Origin of the sequence: Phyllobacterium sophorae, from assembly GCF_003010965.1 — a bacterium.
Lineage (GTDB): Bacteria > Pseudomonadota > Alphaproteobacteria > Rhizobiales > Rhizobiaceae > Phyllobacterium > Phyllobacterium sophorae.
The window spans coordinates 91,082-111,402 of the sequence record NZ_PGGM01000010.1 but is presented as its reverse complement, the minus strand read 5'-3'; the positions used below and the strand labels follow the sequence as shown (position 1 = coordinate 111,402).

Genomic DNA, 20,321 nt, shown 5'->3' with positions numbered 1-20,321 from the left:
AACCGCACATCCGATCGTGTCGGAAAACGAAAGGATAAATTGGCAGCCGGTGGCTAAGAAGAAATGATTTGCTAATCTCGTTGCTTGGGCGGAATTCAAATTTTCATGCTTTTCATGACGATGATATCATCGGCCCAGCGGACAACCTCGATGTCATGCCCGATGAATGCCTCCTGCGGTTTACGACTGATAAAATTGCGTTTGCGAATGCTGGATTTGGAAGTCTCGCTGAAACAGCCCGGCGCAAAGGCTGCGCAACCATTGGCTCGCAGGATCATGATGGTAGCGTTCGTGCCAATATTGCCTGATTTCGTAAGAGGGCACGTTGACCGGACATGGAAACGTCCTGAGATTGGCCGTGTTAGCCAACGTCTCACCTATCAAACGGGGTAAAGTTGCAATCATATTACTAACTGCGAGCACTGCAGGAACTCCCAAAAAACCAGGAAGCTCAACGGTGTTGCGACGGTCCAGGTCTGCAGCCGTCAGGGCTTCTTCGAGCAACATGCGGCTGGGGCCGGATGCGACGCTTACATGCTCTTCCGACCTATATGTGTCGAGTGTCAATTTCTCGTCAATCCTTGGGTGCCCCTGTTTCACCAGACAAATCCAATTCTCAACGTAAAGTGTCTGTTGATAAAATCCTGAGTCGAGCTTGGGCAGCAGTCCGATGGCTAAGTCCGCATCACCAGCGAGCAGCATTTCGACAACGTCCTTGCCAATCCAGCCCACAGAAATCTGAACGTTTGGTGCCACGGCCTGGACACGCTTCAGCAAGGAAGGAAGCAATGTAACGTGGCTCGCATCCGCCATGCAAATGTTGAAGGTTCGGCGTGCAGATGCAGGGTCAAATGTGAGTTCCGCATTGCTAAACTGACGCAGGGACACGAGTGCCGCTCGGCAGACACTTATCAGGGCGTCGGCCCGTGACGTTGGCTGCATCCCGCTTGCAGTCCGAACGAATAATGGATCCTGGAGCGCATCACGAAGTCGGCTAAGCCAAATGCTGACGGTCGGTTGGCTCCAGCCGAGCCGAACGGCACTTCGCGTCACACTCCGGGTTTCGTAAAGCGCCTCAAAGAGAAGCAGCATCTTCAAGTCGAGGAGATCGACGTCATTTTTGAGCATGGGACTTCATTCTCCCTCAGATCAGCTACTCGTAGAGGTTCACACCCCATTATTGGAAAACGCAATATTCAACATTGTCCCGCCTTTGTCGACAAAAGCAAATTAGCAACTCATTCTCATAAACGTGGTCGGTAGCGAATGTGCCTCGATGGAGGATTGAGGCACTCAATCTGCATGCCAGCCACACTTCAACGGGAGGATATGATGCACAAGGCAAAAAAATGCGCTGTTTACGCGATGATGACGTTCTTTGCCGCCATTGGGGCGAGCGCGTCGCGAGCGGCTGACGATGAGGTTTTGTTTGAAGGAAAAGCGACGGTCGCTTTTGTGGGCTATAGCGGAACTGTCAGTCGCTGGAACGCGATCGACTTTCCCGTGTTCAAAAAGTGGATGAAAATTTACGCTCCCAATGTGGAAGTCAAAACCTATGACCCGCAGGGAAATGCCGCCAATCAAGTATCGATGGCAAAATCTGCCCTTGTTGCTAGAGTCGACGTTCTAAACATCGCCTCCTTCCAGGAGGCGCCAACCACTATTCTAACCGCGGCCAAGCAGGCCAAGGTCCCGGTTCTGCTTTACATCTTTATCCCGGACAAGATCCTGCCAGGATCCGTTTCAGGACTCGTGGGGACCGACCCCTTCGAAATCGGCAAATCACAGGGCCAGTATGTACTCGACCATGCCTCCAAAGGTGCGCGCGTGGCAATCGTCAACGGCGACCTGTCGACGACCTACGCTCGCTTGCAGCATGAGGGAATGCTGAGTGTTCTTCAGCCAGCCTTCAACAGCGGTCATTTCAAGCTGGTTGCCGATCGTTCGGCTGATGGCTGGCTTACCGCCAAGGCTCAGGCTCAGGTGTCTTCGATTCTGACAGCCAACCAAGATGGAATTGATGTCCTGATCATGGGTAACGATGACATGTCTCAAGGCGCTCTTTCAGCTTTGCGAATGGCCAGTCTTGAGAAGAAAGTTATGGTCCTCGGTCAGGACGGATCGATTGCGGGACTGCGCAATATCCTGGAGGGGAAACAAACTGCAACGGCGTATCGCAATCTCTATTTCGAAGCGAAGTCGTTGGCGACCGCGACTGCCTATAAGCTTGCGAACAAGCCGGTGCCGAATGACTTTTATGTGAAGCAGCAAAAGATCGGAACTGAAGAGGTTCCATTTCGCCCCACGCCCGTCACTGTCATCGATCGAAGCAATATTGATCTCGTTCTCAAGGATGGCATGGCGACTCGCGAGCAGCTCTGCGAGGGGATGCCAGCCACTGTCGGAGCGCCGTGCAATTGATGACGGGCAGCGCGTTAGAGCGGGAGGGCAAATTGCAAATGATGCATGGTGTTTTGGCCGTTGAGGCAAATTCGATCGTCAAGCGTTATGGTGCGATCACAGCGCTTGATGGAGCTAGCCTAGCACTTCCTAAGGGGAAGGTGACGGCTCTGGTTGGGGACAACGGTGCGGGCAAGAGTTCCCTGGTTAAGGTCATTTCAGGAGTGGTCCGTCCAGATAGCGGCACGTTGCGCGTTGGCGGCGAGAAAGTGGAAATCGCAAATCCGCGAATGGCGCGTGGCTGCGGCATTCACACAGTTTTCCAAGACTTGGCTCTCGTGGGGCCGTTGGACGTGGTCGAGAACTGCTTCTTGGGAGACGAGGTTTATTGGCGCATGGGACCGGTGAAGCTTCCCTTCCTGAACCGGTTCCATATGGCGCAAGTTACCAGACAAGCGCTCGACCGGCTTGACGCAACGACCGTTCAGGATCTGTCCCAACCAGTAGAAGTACTCTCTGGAGGGCAGCGTCAGACGGTCGCGATTGCACGGGCGGTGCGACAGGAAGCGCGACTCCTGATCCTTGACGAGCCGACCGCCGCGCTTGGAGTCAAGCAGGCGACGCAGGTCTTGAAAGCCGTCGAACAGCTTCGGGATGGCGGCACCGCCATCTTGATCATCTCACACAATCTTCGAGAAGTCTTTGCCGTGTCTGATTACGTCGCAGTCATGTTGCATGGAAGGGTCGTCCGGACATTCGATCGTCGGGAGACCACAGAGGAAGAAGTCGTATCGGCCATCGTTGGCCTAGATAGGAACGACCCGATAAACTCCGTGCAGCGCGAGGCGTCGAGATGAACGATACCAGCATGTCCACCGCTAAAAGCATGCGGCAGGCCCAGCGGCCCGGCTCCAATACCGCGGTCCTTGGATCACGAGCCGTGCGCCAAGTGTTGCCACTGACCGCCGCGTTGTTGATTACGGCTACGTCTTTTCAGGTATTGTCGAGTGTTTTCCTTACGCCGGGAAACTTGGTGAATCTTCTCACGGAGTCATCGCCGCTTGCTCTGGTCGCGGTCGCATCGTGCATCATGATCATCATGGGCGAGATCGACCTTTCGTTGGGATCGGTTGCCGGGCTTAGCGCCGCCATCGCCGCCAGCTTGATGAGCCACGGCATGCCCTGGTTGCCTGCCATTCTTATTACGTTGATCGCCGCCGCGGCGATTGGCTTGGTTCACGGTGGGCTCGTTGTTATTGCTGGCATCCGCTCGTTTGTGGTAACCCTCGCGGGCTTCCTGGTTTGCTATGGGCTACAACAGCGAGTTCTTCAGCCGTCCGGCTATATTTCGGCGGCCAGCCCGATGGTCACCGATCTGGCGATCATGCGCATACCTATGTGGCTATCGCTCGGCGTCGTGATCGCGATTGGTGTTTCCAGTCTTGCCGCAGCGTTACTGCTAAGGGACCCGTTCAAGAGCAACCTGGACAATCGACGCGTTCCGGTGGGTGTGGTTCGGGTGGTTCTGCCGATGACGATGGCAACGTTGGCGGTACTTTATCTCAGTGACGGCGGTGGTATTCCTGTCCTGACTGGAATTGTTCTCCTGATAACTGGTCTGGTCTGGTATCTACTCAAAAAGACGGCGGGTGGACGCCACCTCTATGCGATCGGCGCCAATGTACGGGCGGCTCAGGAATGTGGCATTCGCGTGAGCATGATCCGCTGGTTCGGATTCGGCGCAACAAGTCTGCTCGCGGGATTGGCCGGTATTTCATTGTTGGCCTATACCGGCGGTGCGGACAACACGACCGGAACTGGGACCCTTCTGCTGGCAGCCATCGGCGCGGCTGTTGTGGGTGGTATCAGCTTATCTGGCGGAAGAGGATCCGTCTGGGGCGGGCTGGCCGGCGCCTTGCTGCTGGGTGCAGTCCAAAATGGCCTAAACCTGCTCAACCTGTCCAGCGACATGGTCTATGTGGTCGAGGGGAGCGTCGTCGTCGGCGCGCTGCTCGTTGATGCGTTGCTCCGGCGGGGAGATCTCCGATGACTGTCGAGGTAATTGATGCCCAATTACACCTGAACTATCTCGGAATCGAGCCAGGTCTCGCTGCCATGGATGCCGTTGGTATTGATGGAGCCATTGTCGATCTCTGGCCTTTAAGCAAGTCGACCTTGCCGAATGGCGCCTTTAGATGTTCTTACCTGCTCGCCGAAGAAGCGGCGAGGCGGTTTCCTGATCGCTTCGCTTACGTCGCGCGGATCGATCACCGAGATCCAGACCTCGACGATATGGTGGGGTCGGTCCGCAGCGTGCCGGGCCGGCTGGGAATTCGCATCGATCAACCCTCCGCCGACACACTGCGCGATGGTGGTCACGACAAGCTTTTTGCCGCTGCTGAAAAATACAATGTTCCCACCTGGGTGATCCTTCCCAACCGGCTAAAGGAGATCGAACCTTACGTCCGCCGGTTTCAAACCTTGCCATTCGTAATTGATCACGCTGGAATGCCGCTGGAATGGGATCATTTCAGCCCTACGCGCTTTGAACCGCTGCAGGACTTGCTTGCCCTGGCCGTTTATTCCAACGTTTCCGTGAAATGGGGACACGTGACGAAATTGTCCGCGGATGCCTTCCCCTATCCGGACGTGCTGGCGCAATTGCGACGCGTCGTTGATGCCTTCGGCCCCGAGCGGGTTATGTGGGAAAGCGACGCAACGCTCAGCGCAGGTTATCAGACATGGGCCGAGGCGCTCTTCTCTGTAAGGTCGGCCGAGCTCTTTGACGACAGCGAGAAGCAGTGGCTTCTAGGTCGGACTGCCAAAACAATCATGCGTTGGGATCGCCCAGACTTTTCCATCAATCACGTCGTCGTCGCCGACGATCATTGGAATGAATACCAGCTACGTTTGGCTGGCGCGGGGGCATTTCCGCATAAGCGGGTCTCCGTTTCTAGGGCCTCTGAGGTATCGGCCCCTCTCCCAGGTGAGCGGACGATGAGCACGGTTGCCCTTCCAAACGTCAAGGTTGCTTCCATCGATGATGCGGTGAGAGCGACAATCGAGGGCGTTTTCCGGCCCTCGATATGCTGACGTCTCAACGGGATAGATAGCAAACATTTTTGGACGAAAGGTAAGGCTCTATGCCGGGTACATTAAGAGGTAAAACTGCTGTGGTCACGGGTGGTGCGCGCGGCATCGGTCGCGGCATTGCAAAGCGGCTTTCAGACGATGGGGCAAGAATTGCAGTTTGGGACCTGGCGTTCCCGGGAGATATGGCGCCGATCAACGCGGATATGCATGTCGAAGTCGATGTGTGCGATCCCACAAGCGTGGAGGCTGCAACTTCGAAAACCCTGGGCGCCTTTGGACACATCGACATCCTGGTCAACAATGCTGGAATAAATGGACCGGTCGTCGAGGCCTGGTCATACCCGGAAGACGACTGGAAGCGTGTCATGGCGGTAAACCTGGATGGCGTCTTTCATTGCTGCCGAGCTGTCGTGCCCTCGATGAAGGAACGGGGCTATGGCCGGTTGATAAATATCTCATCCATTGCAGGAAAAGAAGGCGGATCTGGTATCAGCGCCTACGCAGCCTCCAAGGCCGGCGTCATCGGCTTCACGAAATCGCTTGCACGAGAGCTAGCCGGAACCGGCGTGCTGGCAAACTGTGTCGCGCCCGCGATCACGGAAACGGATCTCTTCAAGGAAATGACTGCGGAGCATATCGCCGCGGCAAAAGGGAAGATTCCCATGGCCCGGTTTCTGACGATTTCGGAAATTGCGGCAATGGTTTCCTGGATGGCCAGCGATGAAATGACTTTTACAACGGGATTTACATTCGACTTAACAGGTGGGCGCGCGACCTACTGATCGTGCAACGGATACCGCGATTACTGCCCGAGCTTGCAGTCGCCATTGAACAGAGGTTTGAATTGAATTTATCGCTCGCGCACCTCACCGCCCTATCGCTCGCCCCGCCCGACTTGGTCACAGTAGCAGCCCGGGTGGGCTTTCGATCCGTCGGCCTACGATTAATCCAGGTTACCCCCACCAGTCCCGCATATCCTCTCATGGATGACCCGGCGATGTTTCGCGAGACAAGGGCGGCGCTCAAGAACAACGGCATCAAGCTCTCCGATATAGAGTTTGTGATGATCACGCCTGCGCTTGATACACAGTCGCTCCGCCCCTTTCTCGAGGCAGGTGCGTCGCTGGGCGCCTCGAACGTGATCGTTGCACCTTATGACCCCGACCGGAACCGGCTGGCGGATCGTTTTGCGCAGTTGTGTGAGCTGGCCGCAGGTTACTCAATGAAAGTGGTGATGGAGTTTTTTCCGTGGGCGGAGATTAAGACCCTCTCCGAAGCCGATGCCTTCGTAGAGGCAGTGGACCGACCCAACGGCGCAATCCTTATAGACAGTCTTCATTTCGCTCGATCCGGAAGTTCGTTCGAAGAACTATCAAGTGTCGCTCCAGAGAGGATTCCTTTCGTTCATATCTGCGACGCGCCGGCCGCCCACCCTCAAAGCCGAGAGGATTTGCTGATTCAGGCGCGCGAAGAACGTCTTCCTCCCGGAGAGGGCGGCCTCGAACTCAAAGGGTTTTTGCAACATCTGCCGGCTGGAACGCCCCTGGCACTGGAGGTTCCTATGAATTCCTATGCCGAAGCAGCTGGCCCCGAGGCTGTAATACAACGAGCATATGATGGGATGGTGCGGCTCGCCAAGCATACTTCGCAAAAATGATCCGCTTCGCGTCGCGGATCGCGAGTTGAGGCGGACATGCACTCAAGCTCATTTGGTTGGATTGGGCTCAGATTACCCTTTCAAGAATAGGCTTTGTGAGAAGGTTCCGCTTGCTGCCGACGGCGCCACCAAGCAGGCAGAGGTTCTGCCGGCCGCGGACCATCAAAGATGGCACGCAGCTCTAGAGGCTCGGTGGCGGCGTCGAGACGAGGGTCAGAAGATATGGATAGATATGGGCTGCACGACAGGTCACCTCGCGACGGAGAGAGCGACAGCTTCCAAACCGTTCATTGCGATGTTCTTGTTATTGGCTCAGGCGCCGGCGGCCTGTCGGCGGCTGTAACTGCCGCATGGCACGGGTTGAAGGTCATCGTCGTCGAAAAGGAGCCCGTCTTTGGGGGCGCGGCCGCCTGGTCAGGCGGATGGATGTGGGTGCCTGGCAACCCGTTGGCTCGGGAAGCCGGCTACGATGATGCTCCGGATGGCCCGTTTACCTATCTGCGTCATGAGACTGGCCCTTATTTCGATCCCGCAAGGGTGAAAGCCTTCCTGGACGCGGCGCCGGAGATGGTGGAATTCTTTCAAACGGAGACAGACCTTAAGTTCGTCGACGGCAACGCCATAGCCGATATGCATGGCTGGACGGAAGGTGCGGCGACAGGCGGGCATCAGGTATGCGCGGCTCCGATCAATGGCCTTGCTCTCGGTCCCCTCTTTGACAAGTTGCGGCGGCCGATGCGAGAGACTTCGTTTTTGGGGATGCCGATCATGGCGGGGGATGATCTTAAAGCCTTCCTCACGATGACCCGCTCGTTGAAGTCATTCGCTCACGTGGCCAAACGTGTTGGGCGACATCTCTTCGATCTCGGCCTATACCGCCGGGCAACGCAACTCGTGAACGGCAATGCGTTGATTGCCCGCCTTGCGTTGTCCGCCGAACGCCTCGGCGTTGAAATCAGGGTATCGAGCAGCGCCAAAGAACTCATCTATGACGGGTACGCGGTAGGCGGAGCAGCCGTGGAAACAGGGAACGGTCCCTTGCGCATCCTGGCACGCTTCGGGACTGTCCTGGCAACGGGCGGGTTTCCGCATGATGAAGAGCGTTGGTCAGACGTCGCGAACAAGTTTTCTACGCCGGTACAACACTGGTCGGTCACGCCCCCGTCAGCATGTGGTGACGGTCTACGTTTGGCGGAAGCCGTTGGTGGATTTGTCGACCCATCGATCGCCTCGCCGGCCGCCTGGTGCCCCGTTTCGCTCGTCCCTTATCCTGACGGCACGACAGGACGGTTTCCGCACATCATCGAGCGCGCCAAGCCCGGGATCATCGCGGTGCTCGCCGACGGTCGTCGCTTCGTCAACGAAGCGCACGGATACTATGACTATGTCACCGCAATGATCAAAGCGACACCGCCCGGCGCGGAAGTGGCCTCCTGGCTTATCTGTGATCACGCCTTTCAGCGTCGCTATGGCCTCGGCGCATCCCGGCCATCTCCTTTGCCCGTCAAACCGTTCATCAACTCGGGGTATATCAAGACGGGGAGATCGATAGCAGAGCTCGCGAATGCTTGTGGAATTTCACCCTCAGGGCTAGAGGCCACGATCGCGTTTTACAATCGGCATGCAGCAAGGGGCGAAGATCCCCTGTTCGAGCGCGGAAGCACGGCCTTTAATCGCAAGGGCGGGGATGCGGATGTAAAGCCAAACCCTTGTGTCGCGCCCATCGGAAAGGGCCCGTATTACGCGGTCAAGGTTTTGCCGGGGAGTTTTGGCACGTTCATGGGCTTGAAAACCAATGCCACAGCTGCAGTGTTGAGTAAGGAGGGTACCGCCATCGCTAATCTGTTTGCGGTCGGGGCGGACATGTCCAGCGTCATGGGCGGCTACTACCCCTCAGGCGGCATCAATCTCGGTCCAGCACTCACGTTCGGGTACATTGCTGGCCGCGAGATCGCGTCCCAATTCTGCGCGGCAAATTAACGGATTTCTACCCTTTTCATGTGCCGGCGGTTGGAGTCCGTTCAAGGCGGTCAAAAGTTGCTGCCGGTGTAGGGCCGGCCCGGCAAGTCGACCTCTTCGCGCGCCATCAAATCATAGAGTCCGATGGCATTGTGGCGACGAGACGTATCAAGTACTGAGGTATTGAACGACTGCCGCGCTGAAGTCACCGAAGGTCACTTCGGCAGGGTCCAACTGCCGCGCGGCGTAAATTGCTGGCAGCGTTAAATTGAAAGCGGCAAACTCGGCGCTGAGCGCTACGCCGCCCGGTACGTGCCCTTCGCCGCTTTGCGCCCTTGGCCACGTGGCGAGTTCGACAATCAATTGGTTCACCCTGCAGCGACTCGATCAGGGGCGCCGTGTACTATCCCGCTCCACCACTTGGAATCCGACGTCGACAATCCGGGAGGAGTGGTCGTTGCCTTGAAGCCGGTTGATAATAATTTCGGCAGCCTTTCGACCAAGGTCTACCCGGTCGACTTTTACGGTTGTCAGTGAGGGATTTATCGACGCTGCGATCGTGAGGTCGTCAAAGCCGGCAATCGCAAGCTGTGCCGGAACATTGATGCCTCGCCGCTGGCACTCCAACAAACCTCCAACGGCCATGACATCAGTGGCGAAAGTCATGGCTTCAACCCTGATGTTGGATGCCATTGCCAGCCGAACTGCCTCCGCTCCGCCATCAAAACTATTTTCACAGCGGATGACATCGGTTTTGAGTTCGGTTTCCGTAGAGGCCACCCAACGGAAACCCTCCAAGCGGTCATCGATACGGTCGTTAAAATCCCTCGTAACAGTCACGTGCCAGATACGGCGATAGCCACGATCAACGAGCAGTCTCGTCAGGTCCACACTGGCATTAAAATTGGAGTATCCGACGACAGTGTCGATCGGACGATCGGTCAGGTTGCTCCCCTCTACCACGGGGATTCCTGATCGCTGCAAGGTAGAGCGTACGGCATCCGTATGACGGACCCCTGTGACATAGATGGCATCGGGCCTGCGAGCCAGAAAGGCTTCGATGACCTGCAGTTCGACCTGGTCCGAATACCCCGATGCGCCGATCATCAAATTCATGCCATGCGCATGCAGGACATCGGTCATGCCCTGGATGACTTCAGAATGCTGCGTGTAGCCAATCACCGGGATGATGGCGGCGATCAAACCCGTTCGATTGGCTGCCAAACTCCGGGCTACCAGATTGGGAACGTAGCCAAGTTCCGCGATCGCGTCCAAAACCTTTTGTCGTGTTGCGGCCGAAACATTCGCCGAGTTGTTCAAAACACGCGAAACCGTGCCAACGCCGACCTGTGCCAATTTAGCGACGTCTGACAACCGAACCGTGCTGTTCAATTTGGCCCCCAAAATATCAAGTGGCGGAACCGTCCGGCCACACCTCGTCCGTAGACCATACCAATAGCCAATTTTTGGAAGCGCTTCCATTATTTTCTTGACCAAGGAACGAAAATGAATAATGTGCCGTGGAAGCGCTTCCAATGGGAGCTGAAATGGTTAGCTTTGGAGGAGCTCTATGGATCATTTGGCCGGCGCATCTGCGAATAATCAGGTTGCGATCGTCACTGGTGCAGCAAAAGGTCTAGGACTAGCGATCGCCAAACGTCTGGCCGACGACGGGTACCGCGTCGCAGTGTGGGATATCGACTTTTCCAGGTTTGATGAAGCGCAGGCCGGCTTCATACCGGCGACGACGCAAGTCGTGGACGTCGCTGATATGGATGCGGTCGACAAAGCGTTTCGCGGCACCGTCGAGGCGCTGGGGCATGTCGACATTTTGGTCAACAACGCGGGTGTCAACGGCCCCATCGCGAACACGTGGGAATATCCCGTGAAGGACTGGAAGCGCGTTTTGGCGATTGACCTGGACGGGGTCTTTCATTGCTGCCGCAGCGCGATCCCTCACATGGTCGAGCGCGGTTACGGCAGAATCGTCAATATTGCGTCGATTGCTGGCAAAGAAGGCAACCCGGGCGGAAGTGCTTATGCAGCCGCAAAAGGAGGCGTCATCGCCTACACCAAGTCGATTGCCAAGGAACTCGCCAGGACGGGAGTGCTCGTCAATTGCATCGCTCCCACAATGGCTGAGACCGAGCTGCTTCAAGAGATGACGCCCGAGTTCATCGCAACAATTAAGGGAAAAATACCGATGGGCCGCTTGGTGACTGTAGAGGAAGTCGCGGCGATGGTCGCGTTTGCCGCAGGTTCGGACTGCAGTTTTACCACAGGTTTCACCTTCGACCTGACAGGAGGACGCGCGACCTACTGAAGCCGAGACGTCGATCCTAAGGTGGTGATGGTCACTATCGCTGCCATGTCGACGAATACCGTGGGAGGAGCAATTGTCGAAAGCCAATGTAAACATACCTGATGAGATCGGCGTGCCCGAACGGTCGAACGTTCGCCGCTTCCTCTCACGCAGAGCGCTGACAGGTCGCCTGTGGCTGACGGTCTTCTACCTGGTGCTGGTCATCTTCGCGGTGATGCCCATCGCGTCGCTGGTTATTCGGGGCTTTGTCGACACCGAAGACAGCCGCGTTGTACTAACCTTGAACGCAGTCTCTGCGGTACTGGCGGAGCCAAGCTACTGGGCGGCAATGTGGAATACGGTGGTCATATCAATTGGCGCGATGCTGTTGGCAACCGTTATCGGCGTCATTCTCGCCTGGTGTCTTGTGAGAACGAATGTTCCTTGGGCGCGCCTCCTTGAGCAGCTTGCGACATTACCGATATTTATCCCGCCTTTCATTGGAGCATTTGCCTGGGTTCTCATCGGGGCTCCTCGCGTGGGGCTTCTCAACCTCACGTTCCGCGGCTTGGGTGCTGGCGAACTCGTCGACATTTACACCTATCTGGGCATTATCTGGACGACAGCCATCTACATCGCGCCTTACGTGATGATGATTGTGGCGGCAGCGCTCCGAAATATGGATCCAAGCCTGGAAGAGGCCGCGCAGATTTCAGGTCTCAACCGCGTCCGCACCATGCTGTTGATCACGCTGCCCGTCGTCGCGCCGTCCATTCTGTCGGGAGCTGTGCTCTCCTTTGTTATCTGTATCGGGTTGTTCGGAACACCGGTACTTCTTGGGATGACCAAAGAGATTTATATGGTCACGACCCGGATCTACACGGAACTGCAGCATTTTCCCCCGAACTTCGGCATTGTCGCAGTGCTGGCAATCTATCTGATGGTCCTTTCTGTCATCGCCAACTTCCTCCAAGGCTGGGCGCTGAAAGGACGTTCATTCGTCACGGTTACCGGCAAGGGTTTTAGGCCGCGCATCATCACTCTTGCCAGTAGCCGCTACCTCGTCGCAGCCGTGATCTGGCTTTATCTGGTCCTTACGGTTATCGGCCCGGTTATCATCATCACTGCCGCCGCATTTTCGACCTTCACGTGGTCGGGTACCTTCACCTGGGCTAATGTCACCTTTCTCTGGACTTCCGAGGATGTTCGGTCCACGCTTTGGAACAGCGTTGTAATCACGATCATTGCTGCTACGGCGACGACGGTACTGGGGTTCGTGGTGTCCTGGATTACCGTGCGCACACGCATGGCCGGCAGGGAAATCCTTCAGTTCGTCGTCCTGTTGCCGATGTCTATCCCGAGCCTGGCGTTTGCCCTGGGTGTCAGCTTCTTCTGGCTTTGGATGCCCTGGAGTGTCTACGGCACGATCTGGATCATTATCATAGGTCTGATTGGCCGGTATGTCAGCTACGCTGTGCGGGCCGTCACCAGCAGCTTGATGCAGATCCATCCCGAACTGGAGGAAAGCGCGCGAGTCTCGGGTTTTGGCTGGTTGAGCACGGTCGGACGGATCACCTTGCCACTTGTCTTGCCCGCGATCATTTCAAGCTGGGTTATGGTCTACAGCATCTACATCTCTGAGCTGTCGATGGTGCTGCCGCTCTACACGGCGAACACGAGAACGCTTTCGATCCTCAGTTTCGATACTTGGGCTGTCGGAGAGTTCTCGCAGGTCGCGTCCCTTTCGCTACTACAGCTGGTCCTGGGCGCCGGAGTGATGTGGTTGGTCACCACCTTCACACGCCAGCGCCATGCAGCTGCCGTCTAAACCTTACATTGGAGGAAGCCATGAGCGTGCAAGTCCGGCAAATGGTAAAAAGCTTTGGAACGTTTCGGGCAATTGATGACCTCAGCGTCACGTTTCAGTCTGGTAAGATTTCGGTGCTGCTCGGCGCCAGCGGTTGTGGCAAGACGACGACGTTGCGCTGCATCGCTGGTCTGGAGAACCCGAATGGCGGCGAGATCAGAATCGAGGATGAACCTGTTTTCTCGTCAGCGCGCGGGATAGATCTGCCGCCGGAGAAGCGCCGGCTCGGCATGGTCTTTCAATCCTATGCGGTCTGGCCGCATCTGACCGTCAAGGGCAATGTCGGAATGCCTCTGCGGGCACAAAAAGTGCCAAAGGAGCAAATCGAGAGGCGCGTCCAGGAGACTCTCGCAGTCGTTGGGCTTTCAGAGCAGGCTGACAAAAGCGCAATGAAGCTTTCCGGCGGCCAGCAGCAGCGCGTCTCGATAGCGCGATGCCTCGTAGGAAACCCGCGCCTCATCTTGATGGATGAACCCTTGAGCAACCTCGACGCGCGGCTGCGGGTCGAAATGCGCAACGAGATTCGTCAGTTGCAGCAGCGAATTGGCGCTACGATCCTGTTTGTCACACACGACCAGGAGGAGGCCATGTCCCTTGCGGACGAAATCTTCCTGTTCAACAAGGGCAAGGTCGAACAACAGGGATCTCCTGAAGATCTCTACTTCCGTCCAGCGGTACGCTACGTTGCTGAATTTCTCGGAAAGGCAAACCTCTTTCCAGTGACGCTGAGAGGCGAGGCCGGTCAGACAGCTATTTATGCCGCGGGATCAGACCACCTGATCACCAAGGGTGACATCGTTCGCCCGAGGGGCGATGAAGCGCTTTGCATGATACGCCCCGAATCCTGGCAGATCGGCCTCGCTGAAGGCGACCGCGTTGGTCTCCCTGCGACCGTGCTGGAGGCTGTGTTCGTTGGTGACCGCCGCGAACTGCACGTCGATACACCCATCGGGCGACAGATTGTCGTGACGCCCGGCCACCAGCGCTTCTCTGCCGGCGCTCGTATCTCTTTAACGATCGCCTCGCAGCAGATTCATCTGCTGCCAGATCGTTTGTAGCAATCAAAGCGATTGCCAAGCAACCACTCGAAGTCGAGCGGTGCATGGCTGACCATGAACCGTAGAATCATCCAAGGGAGGAACCGTGATGGATCATAATAAGAGCAGACGCAGACTCATGTCGCTGGCAGCGGCAGCACTCACGCTATCAATAGGACTGGCAGGTGTCGGAACGGCCCATGCGGCTGAGGATGCCCTGATTGCAGCCGCAGAGAAGGAAGCTGAACTGGCCGTCTATGGCGACCCCTTTGTCGTTCCGATCCTTCTCAAGAACTTCAGCGCGAAATACCCCAAAATTCGGGTGACGTCCGCTACGGGCGACGGCTGGCAAATCTACAATCGTTTCGTTTCGGAGAATAGCTCCGGCAGGCCCCTGATGGATGTCATGTATCAGGCAGAGGATACCGTCATCACGGCTCAGCAGGCGGGTTTTCTCGCAGACTTCAAGCCAACGGAGAGCGCTAATCTATCCAAACTGGCGATACCTGCCGGCGGGTCCTACGTCCGCGGCAATGGAAATCTCATCCTGTTTGCGTTCAATCGGGAGGCTCTCGGAACGGTTGCCAAGCCGGCTGACTGGACCGACTTTGCCAATCCTCCGGCGGACTGGGAAGGGCTGATCGCGACAACCAATCCAGGTTCGTCGTCCGCCACCTTCGCCACGATCGCCAGCATCTACCAGAAGTTCGGACCAGAAAAGGGCGGCGCAATCCTCCAAGGACTACGCAAGACCAAGGCAGAGCTGAACCCATCCATGGGTGTCATGGCGACGAAGTTGCAGACCGGCGAACGCCCGCTCGATTTCTTCAATATCACCACCGCCGTCTCCGGCGTGCTGGCCAAGGGAGCACCGGTGGATCTCCTGGTTCCCGCAAGCGGGGCCGTTGCCCAGTTCAACGCTATCGGCATCAACAAGAACGCGCCCCATCCGAATGCGGCTCGCCTACTTGCTGAGTTCGCGCTCAGTCAAGAGATGCAAACAGCCTTCGCCGAAGCAGGCGTCTACCCCATGAGGGTCGGCATTGCATCCCCGAAAGGTCTTCCGGATATCAACTCCACGAAGCTGATCGAACTGGATTTGGCCGCCGCACTCAAGCAGCGGGATGAGATTTTGAACTGGTGGTCTGATAACACCGGCTTCAAGTATCGCTGACCGCCTGAGCAACCGAAACGACCGGAAAGACAATGAAATGCATCAACACATCGATCTGAGACAGGTTTCGGTTGCCAACTTGACCATCGGCAGAACGGACCCTGTCCGCTTCGTGGAGACAGCAGCGTCCGCCGGTTTTGGTGCCGTCGGACTGTTGTTGATGACCGCTACGCCTCAACCGCTCGAGTTCGAGATTCTGGGAAGGCCGGAGGTAGTACTCGATCTAAAGGCGGCACTCAAAAGCAATGCCATGCGCGTGTTTGACGTCGAAGCTTTCGTTCTTTCGCCATCAGCGGATTTGGCAAGGTTCAGAAGGGCCCTCGAGACAGGCGCAGAACTTGGCGCGACGCATATCTCGGCGATCGGAACGCAGTTGTCGAAGGAGGGCGTGTTTCTAACCAAGAGCGAACGAGAAGACTTGTTCGGTCGTCTCTGCGACCAAGCCGCCGACTACGGCCTGCACGTGGGCGTCGAGTACATGCTTTATCGGGATGTTGCGACGTGGCGAGATGCTCTTGATCTGGTGGAAAGCGCCGGCCGACCTAATGCCGGCTTGATCGTAGACGTTCTTCATCACTACCGCGGCGCCGGGACAGCCGATGATCTTGCATCCATTCCGTCGAGCCGGATTGCCTATGCTCAACTTTCCGATGCAACCAAGGTTTCGCCTGGTATTGGCGACCTTCCGGCAGAAGCTCGCGGCGACAGACTGGCTCTCGGGGACGGGGCGATCCCGCTTTCCGACTATCTTGATGCTTTACCTGACGATACGCAGTTGGTCATCGAGACGCCCATTGCAAACCAGCTTGCCTGGCCTCTCAGCGATCGAATGCAGTCCGCCGCTGACAGGTCACGAGAGTTCTTTGAGAAGCGAGCTTCGGCATTCGCTAAATTGTCGTGACCACCATGCACAAGCCGATCTTCATATTGAATGGACCAAACCTCAACCTCTTGGGCGAGCGAGAGCCGGAGATCTATGGAACTGAGACGCTGGCGGAAATATCGCACCGTTGCGTCGAACGTTCAAAGCATCACGGCATGACGGTCGACTTCCGGCAGTCCAATTACGAAGGGACGTTGGTAGATTACGTCCATGAAGGACGAGAACAGGCCTGCGGGATCATCATCAATCCGGCGGGATTGAGCTTTACGTCAATCGCCCTCCTCGACGCGCTCAAGATGTTCGACGGTCCCAAGATCGAGGTGCACCTTTCAAACATCCACCAGCGGGCAGAGATCTACCATCGCTCGTTGGTGTCAAAGGCAGCGAATGGCGTCATCGCCGGTCTTGGGGCGCTGGGATACGAGCTTGCCATCGAAGCAATTCAGACTTTCACCAGGCATCAAATGCGGGGCGCAGAATGATGGAAACCTCCATTCCAGATGACACTGCACGTCACGACGGTCAGATCAACAGCTCCCAAACTGTTCACTGCGATATGCTTGTCGTTGGCTCAGGCGCCGGCGGCCTGTCGGCGGCCGTCACTGCCGCATGGCACGGGTTGAAGGTCATCGTCGTCGAAAAGGAGCCGGTCTTTGGGGGCGCGGCCGCCTGGTCAGGCGGATGGATGTGGGTGCCGGGAAACCCGTTGGCTCGGGAAGCCGGGTACGATGATGCTCCGGATGGCCCGTTCACCTATCTGCGTCATGAGACCGGCCCCTATTTCGATCCGGCAAGGGTGAAAGCCTTCCTCCACGCGGCGCCGGAGATGGTGGAGTTCTTTCATACGAAAACAGACCTTAAGTTCGTCGAAGGCAACGCCATAGCCGATATGCATGGCTGGACGGAAGGCGCGGCAACCGGCGGGCACCAGGTGTGCGCGGCTCCGATCAATGGCCTTGCTCTCGGTCCCCTGTTTGACAAGTTGCGGCGGCCGATGCGGGAGACTTCTTTCCTGGGAATGCCGATCATGGCGGGAAACGATCTGAAAGCCTTCCTTGCGATGACCCGCTCGTTGAAGTCATTCGCTCACGTCGCCAAACGCGTCGGGCGACATCTCTTCGATCTTGGCCTATACCGCCGGGCAACGCAGCTCGTGAACGGCAATGCGTTGATTGCCCGCCTTGCGCTGTCCGCCGAACGCCTCGGCGTTGAAATCAGGGTATCGAGCAGCGCCAAGGAACTCATCTATGACGGGTACGCGGTATGCGGAGCGGCCGTTGAAACGGGGAACGGTCCATTGCGCATCCTGGCTCGCTACGGGACTGTCCTGGCAACAGGCGGTTTTCCGCACGATGAAGAGCGTTGGTCAGAGGTTGCGAACCAGTTTTCTACGCCGACGCGACACTGGTCGGTCACGCCCGAGTCGGCATGTGGTGACGGTCTGCGTTTGGCGGAAGCCGTTGGTGGATTTGTCGACCCTTCGATCGCGTCGCCGGCCGCTTGGTGTCCCGTTTCACTCGTCCCTTATCCTGACGGCACAACAGGACGGTTTCCGCACATCATTGAGCGCGCCAAGCCCGGCATCATCGCTGTGCTCGCCGACGGTCGTCGCTTCGTCAACGAAGCGCATGGATACTATGACTATGTCACCGCAATGATCAAAGCGACACCGCCGGGCGCGGAAGTAACCTCCTGGCTCATCTGTGATCACGCCTTTCAACGTCGCTATGGCCTCGGCGCATCCCGGCCATCGCCTTTGCCCGTCAAACCGTTCATCAACTCGGGGTATATCAAGACAGGGAGATCGATAGCAGAGCTCGCGAATGCTTGTGGAATTTCATCCTCAGGGCTAGAGGCGACGATCGAGTTTTACAATCGGCATGCAGCAAGGGGCGAAGATCCCCTGTTCGAGCGCGGAAGCACGGCCTTTAATCGCAAGGGCGGGGATGCGGACGTAAAGCCAAACCCTTGCGTCGCGCCCATCGGAAAAGGCCCGTACTACGCAATCAAGGTTTTGCCCGGGAGTTTTGGCACGTTCATGGGCTTGAAAACCGATGCCACAGCCGCAGTGTTGAGTAAGGAGGGTACCGCCATCGCTAATCTGTTTGCGGTCGGGGCGGACATGTCCAGCGTCATGGGCGGCTACTACCCGTCGGGCGGCATCAATCTCGGTCCCGCGCTCACGTTCGGGTACATTGCTGGACGCGAGATTGCGTCCCAATTCTGCGCGGCGAATTGACCGATTTCTACCGATTGGAGTCCGTTCTAAAAGCCCGCCCTGCAGTCAAGGTCGGCCACGAAAGTAGTGGCGCTACGATTGGATCCATTCAAGCGCCGAGGCCCCGGCGCATAGACTCATTTTCTAAGAGAACAGAGGATTCCTCAAGCGGAAAACGGGTTGCCGTCGGGTAGATCAGGCGTTCCGTGCAGCATCCAGGATCGCTTCGCGCTTGCGCGTCATAGCCTTTGCCTTCGGGTGATCGTGCGACCAATTCTTCATATGCCTGTTGACTCGATCATAATGACGATACGGTGGGGAAGGGTGTACGGGCGAGCCTTACCAGGTAGACTGCCACGCAATCGCGTGTTTGCGCCTTTTGCACCGCTGACAACGCGTCCAGTCCTTGTCGTGAGGCGACGGACAATGTGCATATGAAGCCAGACGCCTAGCCATTGTTCACCAGCATCTGGATAGCAAGGTGAATTCTTGCTGCCTCATCATCAGGCAATTCGATAAGCTTGAGCAGATCGGCAAGAATGAGTCCGATAATGGCGAGGAAGGCGACGTGTTCGTACTGGATCCTGGGGGACCGCGCATCGAACCGCTCGAGCAACGAAGCTCCGAATGCCTGGAATTCCTTTGAGGCGTGACCATTGGCAGCGCTTAGAATCAAAGAAGCAAAGCGATTGTTTCCCTTTTGCCAATCGTCCCAGATTTCGGCGATCATAGCGGAAGAGAAGCAATCGGTGGCGGGTCGCAATTTCGAGAGTCTATGCTCGATACGGGCAATGAAACGTCTTTCAATACCTCGCTCCAGATCGTTTTTAGTGCGAAAATGGTAAAGCAAGCCGCCCTTGGTGATCCCCGCCTGCTTTGCGACAGCATTCAAGGTCAAACCGGCGATTCCGTGCGCCAGCAGAACGTCTTCGGCAGCATCAAGAATCTGATCCACTGTCGCTGCACTGCGTCTGGTCGAATTGGTCAGCAAGGAAGTGCCTCCGAATAGCCGCGAAGCTGCGTTGTGTCCGACACATCAAGCCGGTGCTTTGCCAATGGTGCGCATCACCATCTCGTAGTGTGTGTTCACATAGATCTTAAGTTCGGGGAGTTTTGTATCAGGGCTCAGGAGTGTGTCGATCGTGTAGGTTAATGCCGGACTGACCAATATTTGGCTGATATGGCCCTCGGCCCAGATTTCAAATACGCCCTCACGCACGCCCTTCTGTAGAATCCGATCGAACATCGTCATCAGCGGTTGGACGAACTGATCAAAATAAGTCGATACGAGTGTTGGAAAACTTCGGCCATCGGCGATGAGGAAGCGAAGAATTTCGCGCGAATGCGGATTGACGGTCATGTGCTGGTAAAGGGTGTCGAGAAACAGTCGAACGAGCTCATCGCACGACCGGTGTTGATGCTGCTCCATGAACTGTTTCTCATCGAAGATCGGCTGCGAGAGCTTGCCAACGACCTCCTGGAACAGCTCCTCCTTGTTCTGAAAGTAGAGATAGATCGTCCCTTTGGTGACGCCCGCACGGGTGGCAACATCTTCAATGCGCGTCGCTGTATAGCCGCGTTCGACAAATTCTTCGAAGGCAGCTTGAAGAATTTCCTGCGGGCGCTGCGCCTTGCGGCGGGCTCGCGGCCCGAGTTCGTTTTCCAACGCGGACCTCCGCGCATCCTGGATTCCGGCCATTTTCTTGTCCTTGTCTTCAGTTCAATTCTTCG

19 protein-coding genes and 1 pseudogene are annotated in these 20,321 nt (G+C 56.7%); 14 read left to right on the top strand and 6 right to left on the bottom strand.

The features are described 5' to 3' along the window. Positions 1–180: 180 nt before the first annotated feature. Positions 181–888, bottom strand: coding sequence for a LysR substrate-binding domain-containing protein (locus CU103_RS20070; RefSeq protein WP_245448916.1), 708 nt, complete (start codon positions 886–888; stop codon positions 181–183). A 45-nt stretch (positions 889–933) separates the two neighbouring features. Next, positions 934–1,092 (bottom strand): annotated as a pseudogene (locus tag CU103_RS32125) (helix-turn-helix domain-containing protein); the annotation flags it as partial. Between the two features lie 240 nt (positions 1,093–1,332). Between CU103_RS32125 and CU103_RS20065 the strand changes: the two are divergent. The 7 genes from CU103_RS20065 to CU103_RS20035 all read left to right on the top strand — a co-directional run bounded on the left by CU103_RS20065 (position 1,333) and on the right by CU103_RS20035 (position 9,130). Beyond that, positions 1,333–2,421 (top strand): substrate-binding domain-containing protein, encoded by a 1,089-nt coding sequence (locus CU103_RS20065; RefSeq protein WP_170117075.1) that lies wholly within the window; start codon positions 1,333–1,335, stop codon positions 2,419–2,421. Between the two features lie 38 nt (positions 2,422–2,459). Beyond that, entirely contained in the window at positions 2,460–3,257 is a 798-nt protein-coding gene (locus CU103_RS20060) for an ATP-binding cassette domain-containing protein (protein WP_210203802.1), read from the top strand. Between the two features lie 11 nt (positions 3,258–3,268). Next, on the top strand, positions 3,269–4,450 hold the full coding sequence (locus tag CU103_RS20055) for an ABC transporter permease (protein ID WP_170117074.1): 1,182 nt from the start codon (positions 3,269–3,271) through the stop codon (positions 4,448–4,450). Further along, entirely contained in the window at positions 4,447–5,493 is a 1,047-nt protein-coding gene (locus CU103_RS20050; RefSeq protein ID WP_106665806.1) for an amidohydrolase family protein, read from the top strand. Before CU103_RS20055 ends, CU103_RS20050 begins: the two co-directional genes overlap by 4 nt. Before the next feature lie 50 nt (positions 5,494–5,543). Then, the gene (locus CU103_RS20045) at positions 5,544–6,275 is read left to right on the top strand and encodes an SDR family NAD(P)-dependent oxidoreductase (RefSeq protein ID WP_106665805.1); all 732 of its coding nucleotides are present in this window, start codon (positions 5,544–5,546) and stop codon (positions 6,273–6,275) included. Positions 6,276–6,277: 2 nt separating this feature from the next. Next, positions 6,278–7,150: a sugar phosphate isomerase/epimerase family protein gene (locus CU103_RS20040; RefSeq protein WP_280954614.1), complete on the top strand. Its 873-nt coding sequence runs from the start codon at positions 6,278–6,280 to the stop codon at positions 7,148–7,150. Positions 7,151–7,372: 222 nt separating this feature from the next. Then, positions 7,373–9,130, top strand: coding sequence for an FAD-dependent oxidoreductase (locus CU103_RS20035; protein WP_106665804.1), 1,758 nt, complete (start codon positions 7,373–7,375; stop codon positions 9,128–9,130). Between the two features lie 147 nt (positions 9,131–9,277). Here CU103_RS20035 and CU103_RS20030 read toward each other — a convergent pair whose 3' ends face one another. Next, positions 9,278–9,472 (bottom strand): hypothetical protein, encoded by a 195-nt coding sequence (locus CU103_RS20030; protein WP_106665803.1) that lies wholly within the window; start codon positions 9,470–9,472, stop codon positions 9,278–9,280. A gap of 24 nt (positions 9,473–9,496) precedes the next feature. After that, on the bottom strand, positions 9,497–10,501 hold the full coding sequence (locus CU103_RS20025; RefSeq protein WP_245448900.1) for a LacI family DNA-binding transcriptional regulator: 1,005 nt from the start codon (positions 10,499–10,501) through the stop codon (positions 9,497–9,499). A 178-nt stretch (positions 10,502–10,679) separates the two neighbouring features. Between CU103_RS20025 and CU103_RS20020 the strand changes: the two genes are divergently transcribed. From CU103_RS20020 to CU103_RS19990, 7 genes are all read left to right on the top strand, one after another. Beyond that, complete coding sequence (locus CU103_RS20020; protein ID WP_106665801.1) at positions 10,680–11,432, top strand: SDR family NAD(P)-dependent oxidoreductase; 753 nt, start codon at positions 10,680–10,682, stop codon at positions 11,430–11,432. Positions 11,433–11,505: 73 nt separating this feature from the next. Next, entirely contained in the window at positions 11,506–13,239 is a 1,734-nt protein-coding gene (locus CU103_RS20015) for an ABC transporter permease (protein WP_245448899.1), read from the top strand. Positions 13,240–13,259: 20 nt separating this feature from the next. Beyond that, positions 13,260–14,336, top strand: a complete 1,077-nt coding sequence (locus tag CU103_RS20010) for an ABC transporter ATP-binding protein (protein ID WP_106665800.1) — start codon at positions 13,260–13,262, stop codon at positions 14,334–14,336. Between the two features lie 88 nt (positions 14,337–14,424). Further along, positions 14,425–15,489, top strand: a complete 1,065-nt coding sequence (locus CU103_RS20005; RefSeq protein WP_106665799.1) for an ABC transporter substrate-binding protein — start codon at positions 14,425–14,427, stop codon at positions 15,487–15,489. Between the two features lie 37 nt (positions 15,490–15,526). Further along, positions 15,527–16,390, top strand: coding sequence for a sugar phosphate isomerase/epimerase family protein (locus CU103_RS20000; protein WP_106665798.1), 864 nt, complete (start codon positions 15,527–15,529; stop codon positions 16,388–16,390). Positions 16,391–16,395: 5 nt separating this feature from the next. Further along, entirely contained in the window at positions 16,396–16,854 is a 459-nt protein-coding gene (locus tag CU103_RS19995) for a type II 3-dehydroquinate dehydratase (protein ID WP_106665914.1), read from the top strand. Then, the gene (locus CU103_RS19990; protein WP_342588904.1) at positions 16,851–18,611 is read left to right on the top strand and encodes an FAD-dependent oxidoreductase; all 1,761 of its coding nucleotides are present in this window, start codon (positions 16,851–16,853) and stop codon (positions 18,609–18,611) included. The genes CU103_RS19995 and CU103_RS19990 overlap by 4 nt, the downstream gene beginning before the upstream one ends. Positions 18,612–19,038: 427 nt before the next feature. Here CU103_RS19990 and CU103_RS19985 read toward each other — a convergent pair whose 3' ends face one another. Both CU103_RS19985 and CU103_RS19980 read right to left on the bottom strand, forming a co-directional pair. Continuing rightward, complete coding sequence (locus tag CU103_RS19985) at positions 19,039–19,581, bottom strand: TetR/AcrR family transcriptional regulator (protein ID WP_106665796.1); 543 nt, start codon at positions 19,579–19,581, stop codon at positions 19,039–19,041. 45 nt (positions 19,582–19,626) lie between these two features. After that, a complete protein-coding gene (locus CU103_RS19980; protein ID WP_106665795.1) occupies positions 19,627–20,289 on the bottom strand; it encodes a TetR/AcrR family transcriptional regulator in 663 nt (220 codons plus the stop codon). Positions 20,290–20,321: the final 32 nt, after the last annotated feature.